Origin of the sequence: Micromonospora halophytica, assembly GCF_900090245.1 — a bacterium.
GTDB lineage: Bacteria > Actinomycetota > Actinomycetes > Mycobacteriales > Micromonosporaceae > Micromonospora > Micromonospora halophytica.
The window spans coordinates 53,058-78,961 of record NZ_FMDN01000001.1; the positions used below are offsets into that span (position 1 = coordinate 53,058).

Genomic DNA, 25,904 nt, shown 5'->3' on the forward strand with positions numbered 1-25,904 from the left:
GGCCGTCCCGCCGCAAGCCGGCGCGGCGGTCAACCGGGGAACGGGTCTTCGCCGGCGGCCAGCGCGGTCAGCATCGCGCCGACCCGGGCCCGGGCGGCGGCGTACACGCCGGAGCCGAGGCTGATCCGGGCCACCCCGAGCCGGGCCAGCTCGGCGACGGTCGGCGTACCGGGGCGGAGCAGCACGTTCACCGGGCCGCCGACCGCCGCCACGAACCGGCCGACCAGCGCCGGGTCGGCCAGCAGGATCGGGTAGACGCAGTCCGCGCCGGCCTCCCGGTACCGGCGGGCCCGGCGGACCGCCTCGTCGAGTCCGCCGGCACCGTGCAGGAAGACGTCGACCCGGGCGTTGACCACCAGGGCCTCCCCGGCCGCCGCGCGCACGGCCGCGAGCAGGTCGGCCTGCTCGTCCACGTCGCACATCCGCCCGGTACGCGGGTCGGAGTCCTCCAGGTTGAGTCCGGCCGCCCCGGTGGCGAGCACCCGCTCGACCAGCTCGGTCGGGCGCAGCCCGTACCCCCGTTCCAGGTCGGCGGTGACCGGGACCGCGACGGCCCGCACCACCCGGGCCACCGCGTCGAGCACCTCCCCCACCGGCGTGGCCTCGCCGTCGGCGTGGCCCAGCGACTCGGCCACGGCGGCGCTGCTGGTGGCGACGGCGGGGAAGCCGGCGGCGGTCACGGCGCGGGCCGAGCCGGCGTCCCAGGCGTTCGGCAGGAGCAGCGGATCACCCGGGCGGTGCAGGGCGCGCAGGGCGGCGGTGCGGGTCGGCGTCATGGCCCGATTCTCAGCTGGTGACCGGTCCACCCCTAAGCTCCAATCCCGTGCCGATGGACTGGGCCGGTTTCGGCGTCGACCTGCACCTGGAGCTGGACGCCACCGGCGGGCGCCGGGCCGGCCTGGAACGTGCCCTGCGGGCGGCGATCCGGGACGGCCGGCTGCCGCCGTCGACCCGGCTGCCCGCGACCCGCGCGCTCGCCGCCGAGCTGGGCCTGGCCCGAGGCACGGTGAGCGCCGCCTACGACCAGCTCGTCGCCGAGGGCTGGCTGGTGGCCCGGGTCGGCTCCGGCACCGAGGTGAGCCCGCTGCGGCAGGCCCCGCCGCCCTCCCCCGCCCGGCCGGCGGGCCCCGCCACGCCCCGGTACGACCTGCGGCCCGGCAGCCCCGACGTGGGGGCCTTCCCGGTCACCGCCTGGTTGCGGGCGACCCGCCGGGCGCTGGCCGTCGCGCCGGCCACCGCCTACGGGTACGGCGACCCGCGCGGACGGCCCGAGCTGCGCACCGCGCTCGCCGGCTATCTGGGCCGGGCCCGTGGCGTGCTCGCCGACCCTGAGCGGATCGTGGTCACCACCGGGTACGCGCAGGCGCTGGTCCTGCTCACCACCGTGCTCCGCCGGACCGGCCCGCCGGTGCTGGCGATGGAGGACCCGGGACTGCCCTTCCACCGGGAGGTGGTCCGCCGCCAGGGCGGCCGGGTGCTGCCGCTGCCGGTGGACGACCGGGGCGCGCGGGCCGACCTGCTCGGCGTCGGCGCGTTGGCGGACGTCGCCGCCGCCGTGGTCACCCCGGCGCACCAGTACCCGACCGGGGTGACCCTGCACCCGTCCCGCCGACACGCGCTGACGGGCTGGGCACGCGACGCCGACGCCCTGGTGGTGGAGGACGACTACGACGGCGAGTTCCGCTACGACCGGCAGCCGGTCGGCGCGGTGCAGGGCATGGCCCCGGAGCAGGTCGCCTACGTCGGCACCGCGGCCAAGACCCTGGGGCCGGGGCTGCGGCTGGCCTGGCTGGTGCTGCCGGCCCGGCTGGTCGAGCCGGTGGTGGAGGCCAAACGGCACCTGGACGTGCAGACCGAGGTGGTCGGGCAGCTCGCCCTCGCCGACCTGATCACCACCCACGGGTACGACCGGCAGGTCCGGACCGTCCGCCGCCGCTACCGGCAGCGTCGCGACCTGCTGCTGGAGCGCCTGGGCGGGTGGGCGGCCGTGGGTGGGGTCTCCGCCGGGCTGCACGCCACCGTGGCGTTGCCGCCGGACGGGCCGGCCGAGGTGGAGGTACTGGCCGAGGCGAGCGCCCGAGGGCTGGCGCTGGCCGGCCTGGACGCGCACCGGCACCATCCCGGCGACGGCCCGCCCGGGTTGGTCGTCGGGTACGCCACCGCACCGGCGCACCGGTACCGGGCCGCCCTGGACGTGCTCGCCGACGTGCTGCGTACCACCGGCGGCCGGGGCTGACCGCGACCCCGGCAGCCGCGCGGCGGCCCTCGGCACCGGATGGCGATCAGCGCGGCGCGTGCGGCGTTCGACCGGCAGCACGCCGCAGGTGACGACTGAGCGTCGTGTGGCGAAGGCCACGCGATCGCTCTGACCGATCGGTCAGGATCTGACCGATCGGTCAGGCATGCTGGTGGGCATGGCTCGCGTGACCCCGCAGACGCACGGCGACATCCTGGCCGCCGCGGCACGGCGGTTCGCGGTGACCGGCTACAAGGGCACCTCGTTGCAGGACATCGCCCGGGAGGTCGGCTGCTCCAAGGCCGCGGTGCTCTACCACTTCGCCAACAAGGAGGCCCTGCTCGCCGAGCTGATGGCGAAGCCGCTCGACGTGCTGCGTCAGCTCGACGAACAGCTCGCCACCCTCGACGGGGCGGACGCCCAACGGGCCGGCGCGGAGGGCTTCGTCGACCTCGCGGTGCGCTTCCGCCGCGAGATCGCCCTGCTCCGCGGCGAGTTCCCCGAACTGCTGGCGCAGCCGGCATTCGCGCACGTCCAGCGGATCTCCGAACGGCTGATCGACGCGCTCACCGGGCACACCGACCGGCTGGAGGCACGGATCGCGGCCCTGGTGCTGCTCGCCGGCATCTCCGAGGCGTGCGCCGAGTTCGTGGACGTGCCCGACGACGAACTGCGTCCCGCCCTGCTGGCCATCGCCCGACGGACGCTGGCCCCGCTGGACCCGCCACCACCACTCGACCCACCCGTCAACGATTGAGGACAAGGATCTGATGGCGACCCTGCTGTACCGGCTCGGCCGGGCCTCGTTGCGCCGCCGGCGACTCGTCGTCGCCGCCTGGCTCGTCGTACTCGTCGGCCTCGGCCTCGCCGCGGCGACGCTGAAGGGCCCGACGGCGAGCAACTTCACCATGCCCGGCACCGAATCGCAGCAGGCGCTCGACCTGCTCGCCGAGCGGTTCCCGGCGGCCAGCGGCGCCACCGGCACCATCGCGGTCAAGGCCCCCGCGGACGGTCAACTCGGCACGCCCGAGGGGCAGGCCGTCGTCCGGCAGGTCGTCCAGGAGGCCGCCACGCTGCCCGGCGTGGTCGGTGCCGTCGACCCGTTCCAGGTCCAGGCGATCTCCCCCAACGGCCGGTACGCCCTGATCCAGGTGCAGTTCGCCGAGGGCGCGGACGCGGTGACCGACGACCAGCGCGAGGCGTACGAGAAGATCGGCGCGCAGGCCGAGACACAGGGCTGGCAGATCGCGCCCGGCGGTGAGGTGCTCAACGCCGAGCCCGAGGTCGGCTCCACCGAGGCGCTGGGTGTGCTGGTCGCCGCGATCGTCCTCGTCATCACCTTCGGCTCGCTGGTCGCCGCCGGCATGACCATGCTCAACGCGCTGATCGGCGTCGGCGTCGGCATGGCCGGCCTGTTCGCCCTCAGCGGCGCCGTCGAACTGACCAGCACCGCGCCGATCCTGGCCCTGATGCTCGGCCTGGCGGTCGGCATCGACTACTCGCTCTTCATCACCTCCCGGCACCGGCAGAACCTGCTCGACGGGCTGGAGCCGGACGAGGCGGTCGGCCGGGCCGTGGGCACCGCCGGTTCCGCAGTGGTCTTCGCCGGCGCCACCGTGGTCATCGCGCTGGCCGGCCTGGCCGTGGTCAACATCCCGTTCCTCACCGTGATGGGTCTCGCCGCGGCCGGCACGGTCACCGTCGCGGTGCTGGTCGCCATCACCCTCGCCCCGGCGCTGCTCGGCTTCGCCGGCCGTCGGGTGCTCCCCCGCAAGCTGCGCGGGCGCGAGGCGGTCGAGTCCGACGCCACCGGCTCGGAGGACCGCTCCGGCTTCGGCTTCCGCTGGGCGCACTGGGTGACGAAGCTGCGCATCCCGGTCATCCTGGTCGGCGTGCTCGGCCTCGGCCTGCTCGCGCTGCCCGCCCAGGACATGCGGCTGGCCCTGCCGGACGCCGCCACCGCGCCGGAGGGCACCCCGGCACGGGTCAGCAACGACGTGGTCCGGGAGGGCTTCGGCCCGGGCTTCACCGGCCGGCTCGCGGTCGTCGTCACCTCCGACTCGCCGCAGACCACCCAGGCCGCCGTGCCGCAGGTGACCGCGCTGATCCAGCGTACGGAGAACGTGCTGGCCGTGGCCCCGCCGCAGGTCGACCCGTCGGGCCGTACCGCCCTGCTCGGAGTCATCCCGAAGACCGGGCCGACCGACGCGGCCACCGAGACGCTGGTCAACGACATCCGGGCGGAGGTCGGCTCGATCGGCGGCGCGCAAGTGCTGCTCACCGGGGTCACCGCGATCGGCATCGACGTCTCCGAGAAGCTCTCCGACGCGCTGCCGATCTACCTGCTGCTCGTGGTCGGCCTGTCGATCCTGCTGCTGATGCTGGTGTTCCGCTCGATCCTGGTGCCGGTCAAGGCGGCGCTGGGCTTCCTGCTCACCGTGGCCGCCACCTTCGGCATCACCGTCTGGGTGTTCCAGCAGGGCAACCTGGCCGAACTGGTCGGGCTGGACACCCCCGGCCCGCTGATCAGCTTCCTGCCGATCCTGCTCATCGGCATCCTGTTCGGCCTGGCCATGGACTACGAGGTCTTCCTGGTCTCCCGGATGCGGGAGGACTTCGTGCACGGCGACACCGCCCACCAGGCCACCATCAACGGGATGGGCCACGGTGCGCGGGTGGTCACCGCCGCCGCGCTGATCATGATCTCGGTCTTCGGCGGCTTCGTCTTCCTCGACGACCCGGTCATCAAGTCGATGGGCTTCGCGCTGGCCATCGGCGTCGCCATCGACGCGTTCGTGGTCCGGATGACCATCGTCCCGGCGGTGATGTCGCTGCTCAACAACTCCGCCTGGTGGCTGCCGCGCTGGCTGGACAGGGCCCTGCCGAACGTGGACGTCGAGGGCGAAGGGCTGCGGGCCCACCTCGACCGGGAACCCGCGAACGTCTGACCGACGCGTGACAGGGCCTCCGCCGCACCGGCGGAGGCCCTGTTCGTCGTCCTAGACACCCGCCGGGTAGGTCTCCATCTCGCCCAACGCGGTCAGGGCGGGCAGCGGGTGCAGCGCCGTGGTCTCGTCGCACCAGATGAACGCGTCGTACCGGTCGGCCAGCCGGGTCGGCACATAGTTGCCCCAGGATTCGAAGCTCGGGTCGTAGACCACCCCGATGGCACGGTGGTCGAGCGGGCCGGTGGCCCACTCCGGCTGGTCGCCGCCGCCGAGGACGAGCACCGCCCGCTCCGGCATCAGCTCGTGCAGCCGCCGCTCCAGCGAACCCTCCCGGGCCGGTGGCACCACCATCGCCTCCGCCGGAGAGCCCCAGCGCGGCGCGGCGATCACCGTGCCCCGGTAGCTGCCGAAGCCGACCAGCGCGACCGCGTCGGGGCCCAGCCGCTCCCGGGCCAGCTGGCCGATGTTGACCATGCCGTCGTCAGTCATGTCGGTGGCCCGGGCGTCGCCGACGTGGGTGTTGTGCGCCCACACGATGCCCCGGGAGCCCGGGCCGTAGTGCTCCAGCAGCCGGTCCAGGGTGTCGGCCATGTGGATGTCCCGGACGTTCCACGACTCCGGGCCGCCGTGCACCATCGCCCGGTAGTAGCGCTCCGCGCCGGCCACCACCTGCGCGTTCTGCCAGGCCGCGAAGGCCGCCGGGCCGTCCGACACGGCGTGTTCGCGGGTACGCGCCAGCAGACGCACCACCTCCTCCTCGCACCGGGCGGAGACGAACCGGCTCGCGGCGCCGTACTCCTCGACCCGCTTGCCGTACGGCTCGAAGCACCGGTAGGCGTCCTGGGCTGCCTCCAGCGAGCGCGGATCCTCCTCGCCCAGGTAGTCGAAGATGGCCTGCATGGACTCCCAGAGGCTGTAGACGTCCAGCCCGTGGAAGCCGGCACGCCCACCCTCCGGACGCTCGACGTTCCACGCCTTCAGCCAGCGGCAGAAGCGGTCCACCTCGGCGTTGGCCCACATCCAGGTGGGCCAACGCTCGAACCGTTCCAGCGCGGCGCGCGGGTCCGCCGCCCCGCCGGGCGTGCCGGTCACCGACCGGTTCACCCGGTCGCAGTCCGGCCAGTCCCCCTCCACCGCGACGAACGAGAAGCCCTGCTCGGCGATGAGCCGCCGGGTGAGCTGCTCACGCAGCCGGTAGTAGTCGTAGCTGCCGTGGGTGGCCTCGCCGATCATCACCACCCGGGCGCCCCGGACACGCGCCAGCAACGGGTCGAAGTCGCTCGGCGCGCCGAGCCGCTGAACCAGCATGCGAGCGGCTACCCCGGCGGCCCGGCGGGCAAACGCGCCGCCCCGGCGGGCCATCCGTCGCGGGGGCGGCGTGTGTGGGGCGGGCTGAGCGGGTAGCCGGGCGGCATGACCGTCACCGGGGTGCAGTTGCAGGAATACCTGGCCGGGCTCGACTACCCGGTCTCCCGCGAGGACCTGGTCCGGTGGGCCCAGGAGAACGGGGCCAGCACGGAACTCCTCCAGATGCTCCGGGCCCTGCCCGCGGAGCAGTTCAACGACCCGGCGGAGCTGCACGAGTCGCTCGCCACGCTCGCCTGAGGCCGTCCGGTCACCGGCGGTGTCGCCGCGGGTCGTCCGGCCCGGCCCTCCGTCCGCTCCTGCTGCCGGCACGGTGGTCATTCGGCGCGGACACCGGATCGGACGGGTACGGGTCGGCGGCGTGCAGCAGGCGGAACAGCACCAGCCACTGCTCCGGCCAGACCAGCCCGACCGGTGTCGCCGGGTCGAGCCGGGCGGCCCGCAGCGCCCCGTCCACCCGGGCGCGCCGATGGGCCGTCCGCAGTGAGGCCGCCAGTGAGCCGCCGGCGCCGCCGAAGCCCAGCTCCACCATCCTCCGGTACGCCGGCAGCGCCGCCGGGGGCAGCAACGGTTCGGCCCGGCGCTCGACGCGCAGGATGCCGCCGTCCACCCCCGGCACCGGGCGGAACACGGTCCGGGGTACCCGCCCGGCCAGCCGCCAGTGGTGCTCCGGCCAGGTGAGGACGGTCAGCCGGCTCCACCGGCCGTGGTCGCCGCTGCGCTTGCGGGCGTACTCCAGTTGGGTGAGCAGGGTCGCCGCTCGCAGGCCGGGCGCGGCCAGGCACCAGCGGACCACCGCCGCAGTCAGTGACCACGGGATGTTCCCGACGACGTGGAACGTCTCGTCGGGCGGGACGGTGGTGAGGAAGTCCGCCTGCCGGTGGGTGGTCCGGGGCAGCTGCGCGCAGACGGCGGCGAGCTCCGGCGCGACGGTCGGGTCCACCTCGTAGGCGACCAGCCGGCCGCAGCGGGCGGCGAGCGGGCGGGTCAGTTGACCGCGTCCGGCCCCCACCTCCAGCACGAGGTCGTCGGGGGACAGTCGGGCCGCCCGGACCAGCCGTGCGACGGCGGCCGGGTCGGCGAGGAAGTTCTGGGACAGCACGCGACGGGACCGGTCGCGTGCGGTGGTACGGGTTCGGCGGGGCGCCACGGGATCGTCCTGTCTGTCGCCGGTCGGCGACGGTCCGGACAGGCGGCGCGCGGGCGGGCCTGTCCGAGCGGATCGGGACTCGGACGACCCTGGAGATCGGCGTGGGGACGCGGGCGCGCGGCGGCGGCCGCCGGGTCGCGTCGGCGGGTGCAGAGCGCTCTGCACCCGGCTACGCGACGGTCCGCCCCGGTCGAGGACCAGCCCGACGGCGAGGCTCGGCAGGAGGCGGACGGCGGCACCGGGTCGGTGCACGGCGCACCGGCCGGCCCGGTGGCCGGCGGCGGTGCGCGTGGGTCAGGTCAGGCGCGGTGGGCGTCCCGGCCGGCCAGGGCCGGACGCCGGACTCGCGGACGGGAAACCTGGAGGAGGCCCCGCGCGGCCGGCGCGACGGCCACCTCGATCAGGGCATGCGTGAACATGGCGGCCAGCGTAGCGACCGGCCGTCGTGTCGGCGACGGATTTCCCCGGGCCTTCAGAGTTCGAGGGTGCGGCCGGCACGGCGGGCGGCCTCGGCGGCGGCCAGGATCTCCACCACCTCCCGGCCGAAGCGCACGTCACAGCGATGGTCCCGGGTGCCGGCGTCGATCTCCTCGACGAGCTGGTCGATCGCCGTGCCGAAGGCGGTCAGCGCGCTGCCGTCGCCCGGCGGGACCGTCTCGATGCCGTTCTCCCCGAAGAAGACGACGTCGCGGGTCATCGCCTCGCGCGGCGAGTCCAGGGTGAGCGAGAGCGCGCTGGTCGCGCCGCCGTCGTGGGTGAGCAACAGGTGCACCAGGCCGCCCGGCCCGTCCATCGCGGCGACCCGGGTCACCCGGCCGAGCACCGGCAGGATGATCGACAGCGCGTGCGGGCCGATGTCCCACAGGGCGCCGTGCTCCCGCCGCCACTGCGAGTCGCCGTACGGGTTGCCGGGCTGGTAGATGGAGGCGAACATGGTCGCCCGCGCGTGCTGCCAGCCCCCCGCCGCGGCGGTCGACGCGAGGAAGCCCGTGACGTTCGGGTGGAAGCGCTGGGTGAAGAAGACCACCGAGGCGACCCCCGACTGCTGCGCGGCGGCGACCACCCGGTCGGCGTCGGCGAGGTTGAGCGCGAGCGGCTTGTCCAGCAGCAGGTGGCGGCCGGCGGTGGCGGCGCGTACCGCGATGTCGGCCTGCACGTCCGGCGGGAGCGCCACGGCCACCACGTCGCACGCGTCGAGCAGCGCGTCGACATCGTCGTACGCCGGCACGCCGTGCCGGTCGGCGAGCGCGGCGGCCCGCTCCGGGTTGCGCCCCCAGACCCCGACGAGGTCGGCACGCGGGTGCGCGTCGATCGCCGCGGCGTGCGTCTCCGCCGCCCAGTGGCCGGTGCCGAACAAGCCGAACCGCAGCACGAGGTACCCCCGGGTGTCGTCCTCCGCCGCGGCGGCACCGCGGCCGTGATCCACGCTAGTCGCCGGCCCGCCCCGGCGCAGCCGACGTGGCCGGGACGCACCGACCGGCCGACGGCGAGTACTACGACGGTTAGTAGGCTGTGCCGGTGACCGAGACCGGGACCGGATGCCCCCGATGACCAGCGCAGCCTCAGCCGGAGCGCCGGTGGACGGGATCCTCGCGACGGCAACGATCGTGCTGTCGCTCGTACTCGCGCTCTGGAGCCTGGTGGCGGCGGTGCGCCACCGCGCGCCGGACCGCCTCCAGTTCGTCGGCCTCGCGGTCCTGGAGGTCGCGCTGCTCGCGCTGGCCGTGGTGGCGCTGGTCGCGCTCGGTGGCGGCGAGCGGCCGGGCGAGCCCGGCGCGTTCTTCGGCTACCTGGTGACGCTGGTCTGCCTGCCGCCGCTGGCCTGGGTGCTGGCGAAGATGGAACCGACCCGCTGGGGCTCGGCGATCGTCTGCGCGGTCTGCCTGGTGCTGCCGGTGGTCGTGGTCCGGCTCCAGCAGACCTGGGAGGTCGCCGGTGGCTGACACCGGCACCTCGGCGCCGACGACCAACTCCGGGCCGGGGCGGCTGCTGATCGCGGTCTACATCCTGTTCGCGATCGCCGCGACCTCGCGGGCCGCGCTCCAACTCGCCACGAGGTTCGACGAGGCGCCGGTGGCGTACCTGCTCTCCGCGCTCGCGGCGCTGATCTACATCGTGGCCGCCGTGGGGCTGGCCCGGGCCGGGCACGCCGGCCGCCGGGTCGCGCTCGCCTGCTGCTCGGTGGAGCTGGTCGGGGTGCTCGGCGTCGGCGTGCTCAGCCTGGCCGACCCCGAACTCTTTCCGGACGAGACGGTCTGGTCGGGCTTCGGCAGCGGGTACGGCTACATCCCGCTGGTGCTGCCGGTGCTGGGCCTGCTCTGGCTCTGGCGCACCCGCCACACCACCCGCTGACCCTCCCCGTCCACCCGCCGCCCCGCACCCGAGCCGGACCCCCGCACGCCGGCTCGTCCGGTCCGGCGTCCGCGCAGTTTCACGGAAAGAGTGGCCATGGAACGCGGAATGGCCACTCTTTCCGGGAAAGAGCGGCCATTCGCGGCACGCGACGCCCCGCGTACGCGCGGCACGCGTGGGGCGGGGCGGGGTCAGTCCTTGGGGCCGCCGGCGACGTAGATGACCTGGCCGGACACGAAGGACGCCCCCTCGCTGGCCAGGAACGAGATGGTGTGCGCGACGTCCTCGGGGCGGCCGGGGCGACGCACCGGGATCTCCGAGGCGGCGTGCTGCTGGAGCGCGTCGAAGTCGACCTTCATCCGGGCGGCGGTGGCGGCGGTCATGTCGGTGACGATGAAGCCCGGCGCGACCGCGTTGACCGTGACGCCGAACGGGCCCAGCTCGATGGCGAGGGTCTTGGTGAAGCCCTGCAGGCCGGCCTTGGCGGCGGAGTAGTTCGCCTGACCCCGGTTGCCCAGCGCGGAGGTGCTGGAGAGGTTGACGATCCGGCCCCACTTCCGCTCGACCATGTGCTTCTGCGCGGCCTGGCTGAACAGGAACGCGCCCCGCAGGTGCACGCCCATGACCGTGTCCCAGTCGCCGTCGGTCATCTTGAACAGCAGGTTGTCGCGGAGCACACCGGCGTTGTTGACCAGCACGGTCGGTGCCCCCAGCTCGGTGGCGACCCGCGCCACGGCGGCCTCCACCTGGGCCCGGTCCGAGACGTCGGCACCGACGCCCAGGGCGCGACCGCCCGCGGCGACGATCGCGTCCACCGTCTCCTTGGTCGCCGACTCCTCGATGTCGACCACGGCGACGGCCATGCCGTCGGCGGCCAGCCGGCGGGCGGTGGCCGCGCCGATGCCGCGCGCGGCTCCCGTCACGATGGCGACGCGGGGCTCCTCCGACATGATTACCTCCCGGTAACTTGGGCTCGATCGAAGGAGCTTAACCCAGCGGTACGCCGGCCGGCCCCGGCCTCAGAACGCGGCTCCCCGGCACAGCCGGATCCAGCGGTAGCCGTAGCCGGCCAGCTTGAGGCTGTCGAGCTTGCCCACCTCGCCGTAGCCCCGGTCGGTGAGGACGTCGATCGGCAGGTCCGCCTCCGGGGCGAGCGAGCTCAGGTCGACCTCGACGTCCTCGGTGCCGAGGTTGTGCAGGAAGATCATGGTGCCGGTGGGCCCGTCGGCCCGGTGCGCCAGCACCCCCGGCGGCATCGGCACGTCGATGTGGGTGGTGGAGCCCGAACCGATCTCCGGGGCCTCCCGCAGCGTACCGATCATCCGCTCGAACCAGGCCAGCAGCGACTTCGGGTCACTGCGCTGGGCGGTCACGTTGACCTTCTGGTAGCTGAAGTCACCCTTGTCGATCACCGGGCGGACCAGCTTCTCCGGCTCCGCCGTGGAGAACCCCGCGTTCTCCTTGTACGACCACTGCATCGGCGTACGGATGGCGTGCCGGCCGGGCAGCGACAGGTCCTCGCCCATGCCGATCTCCTCGCCGTAGCGCAGCACCGGCGTGCCGCGCAGCGAGAACTGGAGCGCGTACGCCAGCTCGACGCGCCGGCGGTCGTTGCCGAGCATCGGGGCGAGCCGGCGGCGGATGCCCCGGTCGTAGATCCGCATCTCCTCGTCGGGGCCGAACTCGGCGTACACCTGGTTGCGCTGCTCGGCGGTGAGCCGGGAGAGGTCGATCTCGTCGTGGTTGCGCAGGAAGGTGGCCCACTGGCCGCCGGTGGGCAGCGTCGGGGTGTCCCGCAGCGCCTCGATCACCGGCTCCGGGTCCTGCCGGGCCAGGGCCAGCATGAGCCGCCCGTTGAGCATGAAGTCGAAGAGCATGTGGAGGCGGTTGCCGGAGCCGGATCCGTCACCGAAGAAGGTGGGGAGCTGGTCGGGCTCCACGTTGGCCTCGGCGAGCAGGACGGCGTCGCCGCGGCGCCACTGCACGTGCTGGCGCAGCTCGGTGAGGAACTCGAAGTCCTTGGGCGAGTTCGGGTTGCCCGGCTCGGTCAGCTCGATGATGAACGGCACCGCGTCCATCCGGAAGCCGGAGACGCCGAGCTGGAGCCAGAACGAGACGATCTTCTTGACCTCCTCGCGGACCTTCGGGTTCGCCATGTTGAGGTCGGGTTGGTACCGGTAGAACCGATGGTAGTACCAGGCCTTGGCGGTCCGGTCGTAGCTCCACGTCTCGTGCTGTTCGCCGGGGAAGACCATGCCCTGGTGTCGGTCGTCCGGCTCGTGGTCGGACCAGACGTACCAGTCCCGGTAGGGCGAGTCGGGCGAGGAGCGGGCGGACTGGAACCAGGGGTGCTCGTCCGAGGTGTGGTTGACCACCAGGTCGATGATCACGCGGATGCCCCGGTTCTGCGCCTGGTGCAGCAGCTCGGCGAAGTCGCCGAGGGTGCCGAAGCGGGGGTCGACGTTGTAGAAGTCGGTGACGTCGTAGCCGTCGTCGCGGTTGGGCGACGGGTGGATCGGGTGCAGCCAGAGGCAGGTCACCCCCAGCCGGGCCAGGTAGTCGAGCCGGCCGATCAGCCCACGGATGTCACCCACCCCGTCGCCGTCGGAGTCCGCGTACGTGTCGATGTCGAGGCAGTAGACGACCGCCTCGGAATACCACCTGTCACCCATGCCGACCTTATGTCTCCGATCGGCCGCCCCGGCAAACGTGAAGACCCGCCGGCCCGATCGCCGGCTGACGGCGGGGCCGGCCGACCGCGCCCTGCCGCCGGAGGGCTGAGCACGCCGATCGGTGGGCGCGGTCACCGCGAGGTGTGGCCGAGGGCTGCGGGGGTACCACCTTCCGATCCCCGGCAGCACCTGCGGAAGGACGCCCATGGCGCATGCCCAGAACGTCGACCCGAACCAGTTCAGCGGGGTGACCGGGTGGGTGGCCGGGGTCATCGACTCGCTCGGCGCGTTCGGGGTGGCCTTCCTGGTGGCCCTGGAGAGCATCATCCCGCCCATCCCCAGCGAGATCGTGCTGGCGATGGCCGGCTACCTGGCCAGCGAGGGCCGGTTCAACCTCGTGCTGATCGTGCTTGCCGCGACGGCCGGCTCGCTGGCCGGGGCGCTGGTGCTCTACTGGGTCGGTGCCGCCCTCGGGGAGGATCGGCTCAAGCACTGGCTGGACCGGCTGCCCCTGGTCGACCTGGACGACCTGGAGAAGGCCGACCGCTGGTTCGAGCGGTACGGCCGCTGGGCGGTGCTGATCGGCCGGGTGGTGCCGGTGGTCCGCAGCCTGGTGTCGGTCCCGGCCGGGGCGAACCGGATGCCGACGGGTGAGTTCGTCCTGCTCACCACGCTGGGCAGTGGGGTGTGGAACTCGCTGATCGTCGGGTTGGGCTACGCGCTCGGCTCACGCTGGGAGGACGTGGACCGGTACAGCAGCTGGTTCAACTACGCGATCTTCGTGGTCTTCGCCTTCATGATCGCCAGTTGGGCGGTGAAGAAGGTGCGTCGACGGCGGGCCCGGCGGGAGTCGGTGCCCACCGGCCGCTGATCCGGACATGGCCTCGGCCGGGCCGCCACCGACGGTGACGACCCGGCCGACGGTCGGTCCGGTCAGGGCAGGGTGGCCAGGTGCGGCTTGACCGTGCGGGCGAAGCCGTTGCCGTTGCTGACGTCCCAGTTCACCGACCAGGTCATCGCGCCCCGGATGCCGGGGTAGGTGCGCGGCGGCCGGAAGCTGCCGCAGTTGGTGCCACGCGCCAGGCAGTCCAGCGCGGCGTTCACCACGCTCGGTGCGACGATGCCGCCGCCGGCCGCGCCCGGCCCGGCGGGCAGGCCCAGGCCGACCTGGTCCGGCCGCAGGCCGTTCTCCAGCTGGATGCAGGCGAGCGCGACGATGAAGTTCACCGTCCCCTGCGGGTACGCGGCGTTCTGGTCGCAGCCGAGCATCGCCCCGGAGTTGTAGAACTGCGTGTTGACCACGGTGAGGATGTCCCGGATGTCCAGCGCGAGCTTGAAGTAGCCGGCGGCCGGGTTCTGCATGTCGATGGTCTGCGGGGCCATCGCGATGATCAGGCCCGGGCCCACCTTCGCCCGCAGGGCGCGCAGGGCCTGGGCCATGTACGTCGGGTTCAGGCCGTTCTCCAGGTCGATGTCGACGCCGTCGAAGCCGTACCGCTGGATCAGCGCGTGCACGGTGTCGGCGAAGGCGGTGGCCGAGGCGGCGTCGTTGACCGCGACCCGGCCGGCCTCGCCGCCGACGGAGAGGATCACCTTCTTGCCCCGCGACCGCAGGGTCTGCACGTCGGCGGTGAACTGCGCGTCGGTGTAGCCGCCGAGGGAGGCGGCCAGCCCCGGGTCGACGGCGAAGGTGACGGCGCCCGGGGTGGTGGTGGCCTCGCCGAAGGCGACCGCCACGATGTCGTACTCGCCGGGCACGTCGCGCAGCCGAAGTTCGACGGCGGGGTTGTCGAAGTTGTGCCAGTAGCCGGTGAGCAGGTGCCGGGGCAGGTCGTCGGTGGGCGGGGGCGGGGTGGTGGTCGGTGGTGGCGTGGTCGGCGACGGTGACGGGCCGGTGGGGGTCGGTGTGGGGGTGGTGGGCGTCGGGGACGGGTCGGTCCCGTCGCCGCAGGGAGCGCCGTTGAGCAGGCAGTTGGCGGGTACGCCGGAGCCGCTGGCGAGGAAACCGAAGGAGACCTGGGCGCCGGGGGCGATGGTGCCGTTCCAGGACCGGTTGGTGAAGGTGTGCCGCTGGCCGTTGCTGGTCAGCAGGGCGTCCCAGTAGGTGCCGAGGGTGGTCCCGGCGGGCAGTTCGAAGGAGAGGGTCCAGCCGGTGACGGTGCTGGTCCCGCCGTTGGTGATGGTGTACCTCCCCTCCCAGCCGCTGCCCCAGTCGGACGTCCTGGTGAAGGTGGCGGTGGGTCCCGCCGCGTACGCGGGCAGCGCGGTCCAGACCGCGCCGACGGTCGCCGCGAGCACGGTGACCAGGGAGATGACCAGTGAGCGGGAACGCGTCATGCGACCCTCCGGGGAAAGATGAAGATCCATGGTTGTCGACGCTGGCGCCCTATTATTAAGATTGTTAACTATTTCTGTCCAGAGGTTCTCCGGGCCCCGCCCGCAGTTGTCGACGAACGCCGACGTGCGGTGGCCGGGGACGGCGCAGCACCACCTGCTCCAGCACGGTCCACGCGGTGGTGGTGACCAGATAGAGCACCGCCGCCAGCGGCACCACCAGCGCCACCGGCACCACCCCGTACGGCAGCAGCGGGACCAGCCGGCCCAGGACGGCCGCCCCGGGGCCCTCGGTCGGCGTGCCGGCCACCGTCCCGGTCGCGGCCAGGGCCCGCTTCGCCCGCCGGGACAGCGACCAGGCCGACCCGAGCAGCACCACCAGCAGCCCGCCGAAGACCACCACCACCGGCCCGGAGAGCCCGTCGCCGAGGTGCCAGCCCAACGGCACCCCGGCCAACGTCTCGTCGAGCAGCCCGACGCTGCCGTCGCCGGTGACGAAGAGGCGGTACATGACCAGGAAGAACGGGGCCTGGAGCAGGGCCGGCAGGCAACCCGCCAGCGGGGACGCGCCCGCCCGCCGGTAGAGCGCGAACAACTCCTGCTGGAGCTTCGCCGGGTCGTCGGCGTACCGCTGCTGGAGCCGGCGGACCTCGGGGGCGAGCGCCGCGCGACGCCGCTCCCCGCGGACCTGGGCGAGGGTGAGCGGCGAGATCAGCAGGCGGACGGCGACGGTGAACAGGACGATGGCGGCGGCCGTGGCGGCCCCGCCGGTCAGCGGTGCGAGCACGCCGGCGAGCCAGGTGACGGCGGCGCCGGCGGCGCCCACCGCGTCGTGCACGGGAGAGAAGGCGAGCATGAGACCCCTCGGTGGCGATTCCGGACGTCCCAGCGCGACGGTCGGCGGCAGCTCGTGCGGGACGGCTGCCGAGATCGCCTGCGGGACGGATGGCGACGGAACCGGTCGGGCGGCGGCGCGGGCTCAGCCCGCGGCCGGACGCCACCCGACCGAGAGGACGCGACCCGGTGCCCGGGGCCGGGGCCGCCCCGCCGCGTCCGGGTCGACCTGGCGCGGCACCCGGCGACGCCGGGCCCGCTCCCGCAGGCCGGCGGCCCACCGGCCACCGCGCGACGCGCCGCCGCCGAGCCGGGGCCGGGCCGCGACCAGCGCCGCGAGCAGCAGCGCGGCCACCAGGGCAGCGCCGGCCAGGAACTCGGCCGGACGGTCCGCGAGCAGCGTCAGCGCAGTGAGCGCGTACACCCACCGCCCCGTCACCGCCACCAGCAGACCCGGCACAGGCCCAGCCTAGGACCCGGCGTCCACCGATCGGCCGGATCGCGACACGCCACCGACGCGCCACAGCCGAGTTTCCCGCAGTCGCCACCGTGGGTAACCGGAACCCGACCGACACGGACGGCCCGTGATCGGCGGGAACGGACGGTGGTGGCAATGACCAGCCAGGTGGCGGAGGCGACGCCGACGACCCCGGAGGGCACCGACCTGCTGACCGTCGGCGTCGAGGAGGAGTTCCTGCTCGTCGACCCGCACACCGGCGCCGCGGTGCCCGCCGTCGACCTGGTCATGGAGCAGGTGCCGCCGGAACTGCGCGGCCAGGTGGAACGGGAGTTCCAGACCAGCCAGATCGAGATCGGCAGCCCGCCCGGGCTGGAGCTGAGCTCCATCCGGCACTCCCTCGGGGTGCTGCGCGCCGCGCTGGCCGACGCCGCCGAGCGGGCCGGCGTACGGCTGCTCGCCATCGGCACCGGTCCGGTGGACGGCCCCGTCCCACCGGTGGTCGACAAGCCCCGCTTCGACCGGATGATCGAGCGGTTCCGGCTGCTCGTGCCCGGCCCCGGCAACAACGGCATGCACGTGCACGTCGGGGTCCCCGACCCGGAGACCGGCGTGCAGGTGCTCAACCACGTCCGTTCCTGGCTGCCGGTGCTGCACGCGGTGACCACCAACTCCCCCTTCGCCCGGGGCGAGGACACCGGCTACGCGAGCTGGCGCTCGGTCGAGTGGGAGCACTGGCCGTCGGTCGCTCCCACCCCGTTCCTGGCGTCCCACGAGCACTACGAGCGGCTGATCCGACAGCTCGTCGCCAGTGGCGTGATGCTCGACGAGGGGATGCTCTACTGGTACGCCCGGCTGTCGGCGAAGTACCCGACGGTGGAGTTGCGCATCGGCGACGTCTGCCCGTCGGTCGACGACGCGGTGCTGGTCGCGGCCCTGGTCCGGGCCCTGGTGGCGACCGCCCTGACGGACATCGCCGAGGGGCGGCCGGCCGTCAACTCCGACCACCACCTGCTGGTCGCCGCGCACTGGCGGGCAGCCCACGACGGGTTGGAGGGCGACGGCGTCGACCTCGGCAACGGCGAGCTGCGCCCCGCCTGGGAGCTGCTGGACCGGCTCGTCGACCGGATCCGCCCGGCCCTGGAGGAGCACGGCGACCTCGCCGAGGTCACCGACCTGCTCGGCGGGTTGCGCCGGCACGGCAGCGGGGCCGCCCGGCAGCGGGCCGTCTTCGCCCGGTCCGGCCGGCTGGAGGACGTGGTGGCCGACGTGGCGCGGCAGACCCGTGGCTGATCCTTCCGTGGAAGACTGGGCACCGTGGCGCAACGGCTGATCGTGATCGGTGGGGACGCCGCCGGGATGGCGGCGGCCTCGCAGGCCCGTCGTCGCCGGGGTCGCGACGACCTGGAGATCGTCGCCTTCGAGCGGGGGCACTTCACGTCGTACTCGGCGTGCGGCATCCCGTACTGGATCAGCGGCGTGGTCGAGGAGCGCGACGAGCTGATCGCCCGCGCCCCGGAGACCTTCCGCACCGACTACGACATCGACGTGCGGCTGCGCACCGAGGTCACCGGCATCGACCTCGACCGCCACGAGGTCCTCGCCCGGGACCTGGACCGCGGCGGCGAGGTACGCGAGCGGTTCGACACCCTGATGTACGCCGCCGGCGCCGTCCCGGTCCGCCCCGCCTGGGCCGACGGCGACGTCGCCGGGGTCTTCGGCATGCAGACCCTCGACGACGGCGCGGCGCTGCGCGAGTGGCTGGACGCCGAGCCGAAACCCAGCCGCGCGGTGGTGGTCGGCGGCGGCTACATCGGGGTGGAGATGGCCGAGTCGCTGATCAAGCGCGGGCTCTCCGTCACCCTGGTGGAGCAGGCCGAGCAGCCGATGTCGACCGTCGACCCGGACATGGCGACACTGGCCGTCGACGCCATGCGCGAGGTCGGCATCGACGTCCGTACCGGGGTGGAGGTGACCGGGGTCGACGAGCGCGACGGCCGGGTGTCCGCGGTCGTCACCGCCGACGGGTCGCTGCCGGCGGACGTCGTGGTCCTGGGCCTCGGGGTACGCCCCAACGCCGCGCTCGCCGAGGCCGCCGGCCTGCCACTCGGCCCCACCGGCGGGATCCGGGTGGACTGGCGGATGCGGGTGGTCGGGGTGCCGGACGTCTGGGCGGCCGGCGACTGCGTGGAGACGCTGCACCTGGTCAGCGGGCTCCCGGTGCACGTCCCGCTCGGCACCCACGCCAACAAGCAGGGCCGGGTCGCCGGGATCAACATCGGCGGCGGGTACGCCACCTTCCCCGGCGTGATCGGCACCGCCGTGACCAAGGTCTGCGACCTGGAGGTGGGGCGGACCGGTCTGCGCGAGCGGGACGCCGCCGCCTCCGGCTTCGAGTTCGTCTCGGTGATCACCGAGTCCACCAACCGGGCCGGGTACTACCCGGGCGCCCGGCCGATGACGATCAAGCTGATCGCCGAGCGCCCCACCGGCCGGCTGCTCGGCGCGCAGATCGTCGGCCGTGCCGAGGCGGCCAAGCGGATCGACGCCCTGGCCGTGGCGCTGTGGAACGGCATGACGGTGGACGAGATGACCGCCCTCGACCTCGGCTACGCCCCGCCGTACGCGCCGGTCTGGGACCCGGTGCTGATCGCCGCCCGCAAAGCGGTCGACGCCCTCGCCCGCTGAGGGTCTTCACCGCTTCACCGCCTTCGACGTCCGCCGCCGACCGGACGAGGTGGCCGGGCAACTCCGTGCCGCGCTGACCGCCGCCGGCTGGCGGCCCTGAGGTCGTGGCGGAACCACAACCCGGCCCACGGACAGGTGGTCGTTCGTCCAGGATGGTCGGATGGAGATTCCCGACCAGTTGTCGTGGGTGCGCAGGGTGCCGGCCGGGCGGGAGTGGCTGGCGGTGCTGCCCGAATGGCGTGACGAGTGCGCGCGGCGTTGGTCGCTGCGGCTCGGCCCGCCCTTCCCGTACGCCTTCGCGTCGCTGGCGATGCCCGCCGAACTGCCCGACGGCACGCCCGCCGTGCTGAAGCTCCAGTACCCCGACCAGGACAGTCTGCACGAGCCGGACGCGTTGGACGCCTGGGCCGGCGACGCGGCGGTACGCCTGCTCGCCCACGACCCGCACCGCCGGGCGCTGCTGGTCGAGCGGTGCCGCCCCGGCACCCCGCTGTACGACCTGCCACCGGACGAGGCGCTGGACGTGGTCGCCGGGCTGCTGCCCCGGCTGTGGCGTCCGGCGGGTGCCCCGTTCACCCCGCTCGCCGAGGAGGCGGCCGGCTGGATGGCACGGCTGCCGGAGAAGTGGCAGCGGGCCGGCCGGCCGTACGAGCGTCGGCTGCTGGACGCGGCGCTGGGCCGGCTCGCCGACCTGGCCGGCACCCAGGGCGAGCAAGTGCTGGTCAACCAGGACCTGCACGCCGGCAACGTGCTGCGGGCCGGCCGGGAGCCGTGGCTGGTGATCGACCCGAAGCCGCTGGCCGGCGAGCGGGAGTTCGCGGTGGCGCCGATCGTGCGCGGTCCCGAGCTGGGGCACTCGCCGGAGGCGGTGCACCGCCGGCTGGACCGGATCACCGGGGCGCTGGGGCTGGACCGGGAGCGGGTGCTCGGTTGGACGATCGGCCAGACGCTGGCCTGGAGCCTGGGCGGGGACACGTTCTTCCCGAACCAGGTCGAGGTGGTCCGCTGGCTGGTCGACGGTGCGTGACGCCGGGCCCGGTCAGCCGGCCTGGCAGGTGGGGCACCAGTAGAGGTTGCGCCCGGCCAGCCCGCCCCGGCTGACCGCCGACCCGCAGACGTGGCAGGGCGCGCCGGGGCGGCGGTAGACGTACACCTCGCCGCCGTGCCGGTCGACGCGGGCCGGGCGGCCCATCGCCTCCGGCAGGTGGGCGTCGCGGACCGTGTCGATCCGCCCGTGGGCGACGGCCCGCGTCATCAGCTCGACCAGGTCGGCCCAGAGGGCGTCCCAGCCGGCCCGGGTCAGCGCTCGGCCGGGCAGCGTCGGCGGCAGTCCGGCCCGGAACAGTGCCTCGGTGACGAAGATCAGCCCGGTGCCGGCCACCACCGACTGGTCCAGCAGCAGCGCGGCGAGCGGGGTGCCGCTGCGGCGGATCCGCGCGTACGCCCGCTCCGGGTCGGCGTCGGCGCGCAGCGGGTCCGGGCCGAGCCGGCCGCGCAGCGCCGCCACCTCGGGCGGGGTGAGCAGTTCGCAGGCGGTGGGACCGCGCAGGTCGAGCCAGTGCCGGTCGCTGGTCAGCCGCAGCCGCACCTGCCCGACCGGCTCCGGTGGCTCGCCGTCGCCGTCGGTGAACCGGCCGTAGAGGCCGAGGTGCACGTGCAGGGTGGTGGAGTCGGCGTAGTGGTGCAGCAGGTGCTTGCCGTACGCCTCGCAGGTGTCGAGGACGGTGCCGGAGAGCCGGGCGGCGCCGTCGGTGAACCGACCCTGCGGGCTGACGGCGATGACCTTGTCGCCGGCGAACAGCTCGGCGTGCCGGGCCGCCAGGCGGTGGATGGTGTGTCCCTCTGGCACCGGTCCACGGTAGCCGGGCCGGCGGCCCGTCCCCACGACGAGTGTGGTCGATCGCCGCGCCGGGTACATCCCCACCGTTACCGCGTGGCTGCCACCGATCCTTCCGAGGCCTCCACGCACGGACAAGGAGGTGTTGTGGTGAACATTCCCTCGCTCTCGCGGCGGCGCTCCCAGCCGACGCAGGACACCGACGGCGACGGGCGGATCGACGAACGCGACGGGCAGCCGGTGGTGACCGGCCGGGACGCCGACGCGGCGACGTACCGCAGCAGCACGTCGGCCACCGACAGCGAGCGCGACGCCGACGCGGCACGCCGGGCCGCCGACCGTGGCGCGCCGGACCGCCCGGCGCCCGCACGCCCCACGGACGCGCCGCCCCCGCGCGGACCGTCCGGCCGGGTGGCGCCGATCGACGACGAAACCCGACGGACCCCGCTGGCCGACCCCACGGCGGAGCGGACCGTGGACCTGGACCGGGCCGGCGTGCCGGACCGGGAGGAGACCCGGGTGGTCGCCGGCCCGAAGCCCCGGGCCAGCCTGCTGGCCACCCTCGGGCTGATCGTCTCGGTGGCCGGGGCGCTCTTCGTGCTCACCGGCACCCTCGCCGGGTACGGCATCGCGCTCGGCGCGGTAGGGGCGGTCCTGGCCGTCCTCGGTCTGCTGGCCACCCGGCGGCGGCACGTGGCCGGCAAGACCGACGCGCTGATCGGCATGCTGGTCGGCCTCGCCGCCGTGGTGCTCGGCGTCGTCGCGTTGACCGGACAGTTCGACTGGCCGACCACCGACGGCGACTGGGTGGCCCGGCTCCGGGAGTGGCTCGACTCACAGTTTGTGGATCGCCTCTGACGGGCACTGTCCCGCTCGCCGGTGGGATGCCGGCGACGCCCGAGGGATCTGGTGGTTCACCAGCGGGCACATCCTCTTCCGGGGGCGGCGTTCGCGCCGCCCCCGAAGCCTGTCCGGACCACCCGGTGACGCCTCCCGGGGCGGTCACGTCCGCCGGACCACCCGGGGCGCTGGCGCCCGGAGCGAACGCCGGCACAACGATCCGTCGGCCGAGGCTGCTCAGACGCAACGTTTCGACGGCCTACGCAAGCCTCGGCGGTGGATGTCGTCGGCGGGTGCCGCATACCGTTGACCAACGGCGCCAGCCCGTGGGCCACGGTGGCCGGGCGCGCCCGACCCCAGGAGCAGGACATGACGATGGACGCCACCAGCCAGCGCTTCCTGATGTGCCGGCCGACGTACTTCGCCGTCGACTACGCGATCAACCCGTGGATGGACCCGACCGCGCCGGTCGACGCCGGCCTCGCCATCCGGCAGTGGGAACAGCTGCGCCAGACCTACCTCGACCTGGGCCACTCGGTCGAGCTGATCGACCCGGTCGCCGGGCTGCCGGACATGGTCTTCGCCGCCAACGGCGGCACGGTGATCGACGGCAAGGCGATGGCCGTGCAGTTCCGTGACCCGCAGCGCGCCGACGAGGCCCCCGCGTACCGCGACTGGTTCGAGGCCGCCGGCTTCGAGCTGTACGACCCGAAGCACGTCAACGAGGGTGAGGGCGACGTCCTGCTGGCCGGCGACCACCTGCTCGCCGGCACCGGGTTCCGCACCGCGCACGCCTCGCACGCCCAGTTGCAGGAGGTCTTCGGCTACCCGGTGATCACCATGCAGCTGGTGGACCCGCGCTTCTACCACCTGGACACCGCACTGACCGTGCTCGACGAGCGGACCGTGGCGTACCTGCCGGAGGCGTTCTCCCCCGGCAGCCAGGCCGTGCTGCGCCGGCTCTTCCCCGACGCGGTGCACGCCACCATGGCCGACGCGGAGGTGCTGGGCCTGAACGCGGTCAGCGACGGCCGGCACGTGGTGCTGCCCGCGCAGGCCACCGACCTGGCCGCGAAGCTGCGCGACCGGGGTTACGAGACCATCGGGATCGACCTGTCCGAGCTGCGCAAGGCCGGCGGCGGACCGAAGTGCTGCACGTTGCGACTCCGTCAGGGAAAGGCGAGCAAGTGATCGAGGACATGCTGCGGACTCCGGCCGCGGTACGGGACGCGGAGCGCCACACCGCGCACAACTACCACCCGCTGCCGGTGGTGATCTCCTCCGCGGAGGGTGCCTGGCTGACCGATGTGGACGGCCGCCGCTACCTGGACTGTCTCGCCGGCTACTCGGCCCTCAACTTCGGCCACCGGCACCCGACGCTGATCCGGGCCGCGCACGAGCAGCTCGACCGGCTGACCCTCACCAGCCGGGCGTTCATCCACGACCAGTTCGCCGACTTCTGCCGGGAGCTCGCCGAGCTGTGCGGCAAGGAGCTGGTGCTGCCGATGAACACCGGCGCCGAGGCGGTGGAGACCGGCATCAAGGTCGCCCGCAAGTGGGGCTACCAGGTCAAGGGCGTCGCCCCGGGCCAGGCCAACATCGTGGTGGCCGAGGGCAACTTCCACGGCCGTACGACCACCATCGTCAGCTTCTCCACCGACGAGGACGCGCGCGCCGACTTCGGGCCGTACACCCCGGGCTTCACGATCGTCCCCTACGGCGACCTGGCCGCGCTGGCCGCCGCGATCGACGAGAACACCGTGGCCGTGCTGCTGGAGCCGATCCAGGGCGAGCAGGGTGTCGTGGTGCCGCCCGAGGGCTACCTGCCGGGCGTACGCCGGGTCTGCACCGAGCGGAACGTGCTGTTCATCGCCGACGAGATCCAGTCCGGCCTGGGCCGGACCGGCGCCACCTTCGCCTGCGAGCACGAGGGCGTCGTGCCGGACATGTACCTGCTGGGCAAGGCGCTCGGTGGCGGCATCGTGCCGGTCTCGGCGGTCGCCGCGAACACCGACGTGCTCGGGGTGCTGAAGCCGGGCCAGCACGGCTCGACCTTCGGCGGCAACCCGCTGTCCTGCGCGGTCGCCACCGAGGTGGTCCGGCTGCTGGCCACCGGCGAGTTCCAGCACCGCTCCGCCGAGCTGGGCGCCCGGCTGCACGCCGGCCTCCAGTCGCTGGTCGGCAAGGGCCTGGTCGCCGTCCGGGGCCGGGGCCTCTGGGCCGGCCTGGACATCGACCCGGCGCTGATGACCGGGCGTCAGGCCTGCGAGCGGCTCATGGAGCGGGGCGTCCTCGCCAAGGACACCCACGGCTCCACCATCCGGCTGGCCCCGCCGCTGGTGATCACCGAGGAGGAGATCGACCACACGGTGGCCCAGCTCGCCGCCGTGCTGGCCGGCTGACCTCCGTACGCCGAGGCGGGCGCCGGGACCCTCGGTCCGGCGCCCGTCGCGCTCTCCGCCGCTCCCCCGAACGCGACGACGACGTCGGCCCGTCGCGCGGCCCACCGCCTGACCGCCTCGGGTCGGCAGCGGGACTGTCAGGGGCGGGGCAGGCGCATCGCCATGGTGGGGGCCTCGGCCATCACCGAGGTGGGGGTGAACGGGGCGCCGGTGGGCAGCTCGTCGGCCCGGCCGACCTGGACGCCGGGGTAGAGCTCCACCATGTCGGCCCCGGCGAGCACCCGGGACTGCTTGGGCGCGAGCGCGATCCGCTCCGACTCGGTCATCGAGCCGTTGGGACGGATGCCCGAGCCGTTGGTGCTCACGTCGGTCACGATCACCTCGCCGACCCGCAGTTCGAGCCGGATGTGGTTACGGCTGATCCAGCGGCGTGCCTCGTCGTTGAGCCACTGGCCGAGCATGATCCCGCCGCTGCCCTCGGGCGCCCGGCCGACCATCACCGGCTGTTCCTCGGTCAGCACGAACCGGCGGCGGATCAGCCCGCCGATGCGTACCGCGAGCACCTCGCTGCGCGGGCGCGGGCCGGCATCGGAGAGCCGGGTGCCGTGCCGGGGGCAGGTCGGCGCCCCGTTGCGCAGCGACGGTGGCGGCTGACCGGCCGGGGCCCGTTCCACCCGGGCCAGGTCGGCGAAGGCGCCGCCGCCCCCGCCGCCGCCGAAGAGCGCGCAGCCCGGCTCGGGGCAACGCCACTGCCGGGCGAGCAGCTTCTCGCCGACCGGCGACCGGTCCCCGGCGACCGGCTTCGGCCCGCCGCCGACGTGGGCGACGAAGACCGGCCCACCCGCGCCGGGCACCGAGGCGAGCACTCGGCCCGGCTGCTCCACCAGCCAGGGGAAGCGGCCGCGCAGGCCGTCGAAGCGGACCCGGGTGAGTACCGGCAGGCCGAGCAGGTCGGCGACCTCCAGCATCCGGTCGCCCGGATTGTCCAGCACCTCGACCAGCCCGTCGTCGGCCCAGCGCCGGACGACCATGCGCTCGTTGGAGGTGAGGTCGGCGTCGGAGAGCAGGGCCCGGTGCACCACGGCGTAGACCGGGACGCTGTCCTCCTCCAACTGTCGGGACAGGGCGTCGATGACCATGCCCAGCCGCAGCAGGCTGGCCGGCCGGCCACCGTCGAGGTCCTGGTAGCGGATCACCTCGGCGAGGTCCAGGACGGCCCGGGCCAGGGAGGGGTCGGTGCAGACCCGCCCCTCGATGGCGTCCAGCACCTTGCTGATCTCGAATCTCATCGGACGCTCCGGACGATGTCGTCGATGTGACGCGCCAACTCCACGTCACGGTGGGTGACCCCACCGGCGGAGTGGGTGACGCAACGGAAGGTCAGGGTCCGCCACCGGATGTCGATGTCGGGATGGTGGTCGAGCCGCTCGGCGACCACCGCCACCCGGTCGACCACGGCGATGGCGTCGGGGAAGCTGCCCAGCTGCACGGTACGGCCGATCCCGGTCGGGTCGCCCGACCACTCCGTCAGCCCGCCCAACTCTTCTCGCACCGCCTCCGCGGTGAGCAGGTCCGCCATGCCCCGAACCCTACCGGGAGCCCGCGCGGGCGGCCGGAGGCGTCGGCCGCCACCACCACCTGCGTACGCAGCGTGAGCATCCGTCACGGAAGGCGACGCGCGGACGGCGCGGGTACACCCACTGTCGCGCCTCACCGTTACGCTGACCGACGGCCCGGCCGGGGCAGGCGCATCGTGTCCCCCCGGCCCACCCTTCACGAGGAGACACTC

The 25,904-nt window shown here is 74.0% G+C and carries 24 protein-coding genes and 1 pseudogene; 13 read left to right on the forward strand and 12 right to left on the reverse strand.

What is annotated here, in order from left to right:
- Positions 1–29: 29 nt before the first annotated feature.
- Positions 30–776, reverse strand: a complete 747-nt coding sequence (locus GA0070560_RS00245) for an isocitrate lyase/PEP mutase family protein (RefSeq protein WP_091289803.1) — start codon at positions 774–776, stop codon at positions 30–32.
- A gap of 53 nt (positions 777–829) precedes the next feature.
- On the opposite strand from GA0070560_RS00245, the gene pdxR reads away from it, so the two are divergent.
- The 3 genes from pdxR (at position 830) to GA0070560_RS00260 (ending at position 5,184) form a co-directional block, all read left to right on the forward strand.
- Complete coding sequence (gene pdxR, locus GA0070560_RS00250; protein ID WP_091289805.1) at positions 830–2,236, forward strand: MocR-like pyridoxine biosynthesis transcription factor PdxR; 1,407 nt, start codon at positions 830–832, stop codon at positions 2,234–2,236.
- Between the two features lie 178 nt (positions 2,237–2,414).
- Positions 2,415–2,993, forward strand: coding sequence for a TetR/AcrR family transcriptional regulator (locus GA0070560_RS00255; RefSeq protein ID WP_091290786.1), 579 nt, complete (start codon positions 2,415–2,417; stop codon positions 2,991–2,993).
- 13 nt (positions 2,994–3,006) lie between these two features.
- Positions 3,007–5,184, forward strand: coding sequence for an MMPL family transporter (locus GA0070560_RS00260; RefSeq protein WP_091289807.1), 2,178 nt, complete (start codon positions 3,007–3,009; stop codon positions 5,182–5,184).
- Positions 5,185–5,235: 51 nt separating this feature from the next.
- Here the strand turns inward: GA0070560_RS00260 and GA0070560_RS00265 are convergent, their stop codons facing one another.
- Positions 5,236–6,492: an erythromycin esterase family protein gene (locus GA0070560_RS00265; RefSeq protein ID WP_091289809.1), complete on the reverse strand. Its 1,257-nt coding sequence runs from the start codon at positions 6,490–6,492 to the stop codon at positions 5,236–5,238.
- A 105-nt stretch (positions 6,493–6,597) separates the two neighbouring features.
- Between GA0070560_RS00265 and GA0070560_RS00270 the strand changes: the two genes are divergently transcribed.
- Positions 6,598–6,789 (forward strand): DUF2795 domain-containing protein, encoded by a 192-nt coding sequence (locus tag GA0070560_RS00270; protein ID WP_091289811.1) that lies wholly within the window; start codon positions 6,598–6,600, stop codon positions 6,787–6,789.
- A gap of 118 nt (positions 6,790–6,907) precedes the next feature.
- Here the strand turns inward: GA0070560_RS00270 and erm are convergent.
- A pseudogene (gene erm / locus GA0070560_RS00275) lies at positions 6,908–7,699 on the reverse strand (ErmE/ErmH/ErmO/ErmR family 23S rRNA (adenine(2058)-N(6))-methyltransferase); the annotation flags it as partial.
- A 472-nt stretch (positions 7,700–8,171) separates the two neighbouring features.
- Positions 8,172–9,071 carry a Gfo/Idh/MocA family protein gene (locus GA0070560_RS00280; RefSeq protein ID WP_170839249.1) on the reverse strand — a complete coding sequence of 300 codons (900 nt, stop codon included), beginning with the start codon at positions 9,069–9,071 and terminating at the stop codon, positions 8,172–8,174.
- A gap of 175 nt (positions 9,072–9,246) precedes the next feature.
- Here GA0070560_RS00280 and GA0070560_RS00285 point away from each other — a divergent pair, with 175 nt between their 5' ends.
- Both GA0070560_RS00285 and GA0070560_RS00290 read left to right on the forward strand, forming a co-directional pair.
- Positions 9,247–9,642, forward strand: a complete 396-nt coding sequence (locus GA0070560_RS00285; RefSeq protein ID WP_170839225.1) for a hypothetical protein — start codon at positions 9,247–9,249, stop codon at positions 9,640–9,642.
- The gene (locus GA0070560_RS00290) at positions 9,635–10,051 is read left to right on the forward strand and encodes a hypothetical protein (protein ID WP_091289817.1); all 417 of its coding nucleotides are present in this window, start codon (positions 9,635–9,637) and stop codon (positions 10,049–10,051) included. Before GA0070560_RS00285 ends, GA0070560_RS00290 begins: the two co-directional genes overlap by 8 nt.
- Positions 10,052–10,242: 191 nt before the next feature.
- On the opposite strand, the gene fabG is transcribed toward GA0070560_RS00290, so the two are convergent.
- Both fabG and GA0070560_RS00300 read right to left on the reverse strand, forming a co-directional pair.
- Positions 10,243–11,001, reverse strand: coding sequence for a 3-oxoacyl-ACP reductase FabG (gene fabG / locus GA0070560_RS00295; protein ID WP_091289819.1), 759 nt, complete (start codon positions 10,999–11,001; stop codon positions 10,243–10,245).
- A gap of 69 nt (positions 11,002–11,070) precedes the next feature.
- Positions 11,071–12,723: an alpha-amylase family protein gene (locus GA0070560_RS00300; protein WP_091289822.1), complete on the reverse strand. Its 1,653-nt coding sequence runs from the start codon at positions 12,721–12,723 to the stop codon at positions 11,071–11,073.
- A 205-nt stretch (positions 12,724–12,928) separates the two neighbouring features.
- On the opposite strand from GA0070560_RS00300, the gene GA0070560_RS00305 reads away from it, so the two are divergent.
- Positions 12,929–13,594 (forward strand): DedA family protein, encoded by a 666-nt coding sequence (locus tag GA0070560_RS00305; RefSeq protein WP_091289824.1) that lies wholly within the window; start codon positions 12,929–12,931, stop codon positions 13,592–13,594.
- A gap of 62 nt (positions 13,595–13,656) precedes the next feature.
- On the opposite strand, the gene GA0070560_RS00310 is transcribed toward GA0070560_RS00305, so the two are convergent.
- The 3 genes from GA0070560_RS00310 to GA0070560_RS00320 form a co-directional block, all read right to left on the reverse strand.
- The gene (locus tag GA0070560_RS00310; RefSeq protein ID WP_091289826.1) at positions 13,657–15,060 is read right to left on the reverse strand and encodes a chitinase; all 1,404 of its coding nucleotides are present in this window, start codon (positions 15,058–15,060) and stop codon (positions 13,657–13,659) included.
- 64 nt (positions 15,061–15,124) lie between these two features.
- Positions 15,125–15,913 (reverse strand): YidC/Oxa1 family membrane protein insertase, encoded by a 789-nt coding sequence (locus GA0070560_RS00315; RefSeq protein ID WP_091289828.1) that lies wholly within the window; start codon positions 15,911–15,913, stop codon positions 15,125–15,127.
- 123 nt (positions 15,914–16,036) lie between these two features.
- Positions 16,037–16,351 (reverse strand): DUF6412 domain-containing protein, encoded by a 315-nt coding sequence (locus GA0070560_RS00320; protein WP_245675298.1) that lies wholly within the window; start codon positions 16,349–16,351, stop codon positions 16,037–16,039.
- A 153-nt stretch (positions 16,352–16,504) separates the two neighbouring features.
- On the opposite strand from GA0070560_RS00320, the gene GA0070560_RS00325 reads away from it, so the two are divergent.
- From GA0070560_RS00325 to GA0070560_RS00335, 3 genes are all read left to right on the forward strand, one after another.
- Positions 16,505–17,641 (forward strand): carboxylate-amine ligase, encoded by a 1,137-nt coding sequence (locus GA0070560_RS00325; RefSeq protein WP_091289831.1) that lies wholly within the window; start codon positions 16,505–16,507, stop codon positions 17,639–17,641.
- Between the two features lie 24 nt (positions 17,642–17,665).
- On the forward strand, positions 17,666–19,036 hold the full coding sequence (locus tag GA0070560_RS00330; RefSeq protein WP_091289833.1) for an FAD-dependent oxidoreductase: 1,371 nt from the start codon (positions 17,666–17,668) through the stop codon (positions 19,034–19,036).
- 160 nt (positions 19,037–19,196) lie between these two features.
- Positions 19,197–20,063: an aminoglycoside phosphotransferase family protein gene (locus tag GA0070560_RS00335; protein ID WP_091289836.1), complete on the forward strand. Its 867-nt coding sequence runs from the start codon at positions 19,197–19,199 to the stop codon at positions 20,061–20,063.
- Positions 20,064–20,075: 12 nt separating this feature from the next.
- On the opposite strand, the gene GA0070560_RS00340 is transcribed toward GA0070560_RS00335, so the two are convergent.
- On the reverse strand, positions 20,076–20,885 hold the full coding sequence (locus GA0070560_RS00340) for an Fpg/Nei family DNA glycosylase (protein ID WP_091290794.1): 810 nt from the start codon (positions 20,883–20,885) through the stop codon (positions 20,076–20,078).
- A gap of 138 nt (positions 20,886–21,023) precedes the next feature.
- On the opposite strand from GA0070560_RS00340, the gene GA0070560_RS00345 reads away from it, so the two are divergent.
- From GA0070560_RS00345 to rocD, 3 genes are all read left to right on the forward strand, one after another.
- On the forward strand, positions 21,024–21,731 hold the full coding sequence (locus GA0070560_RS00345) for a DMT family transporter (protein WP_245675299.1): 708 nt from the start codon (positions 21,024–21,026) through the stop codon (positions 21,729–21,731).
- Positions 21,732–22,049: 318 nt separating this feature from the next.
- Entirely contained in the window at positions 22,050–22,904 is an 855-nt protein-coding gene (ddaH, locus tag GA0070560_RS00350) for a dimethylargininase (protein ID WP_342670409.1), read from the forward strand.
- Complete coding sequence (rocD, locus tag GA0070560_RS00355; protein ID WP_170839226.1) at positions 22,901–24,115, forward strand: ornithine--oxo-acid transaminase; 1,215 nt, start codon at positions 22,901–22,903, stop codon at positions 24,113–24,115. Before ddaH ends, rocD begins: the two co-directional genes overlap by 4 nt.
- A 137-nt stretch (positions 24,116–24,252) precedes the next feature.
- Here rocD and GA0070560_RS00360 read toward each other — a convergent pair whose 3' ends face one another.
- A complete protein-coding gene (locus GA0070560_RS00360) occupies positions 24,253–25,404 on the reverse strand; it encodes an FHA domain-containing protein (protein ID WP_211565718.1) in 1,152 nt (383 codons plus the stop codon).
- Positions 25,401–25,694 carry a 4a-hydroxytetrahydrobiopterin dehydratase gene (locus tag GA0070560_RS28975; RefSeq protein ID WP_211565720.1) on the reverse strand — a complete coding sequence of 98 codons (294 nt, stop codon included), beginning with the start codon at positions 25,692–25,694 and terminating at the stop codon, positions 25,401–25,403. The genes GA0070560_RS00360 and GA0070560_RS28975 overlap by 4 nt, the downstream gene beginning before the upstream one ends.
- Positions 25,695–25,904 lie beyond the last annotated feature (210 nt).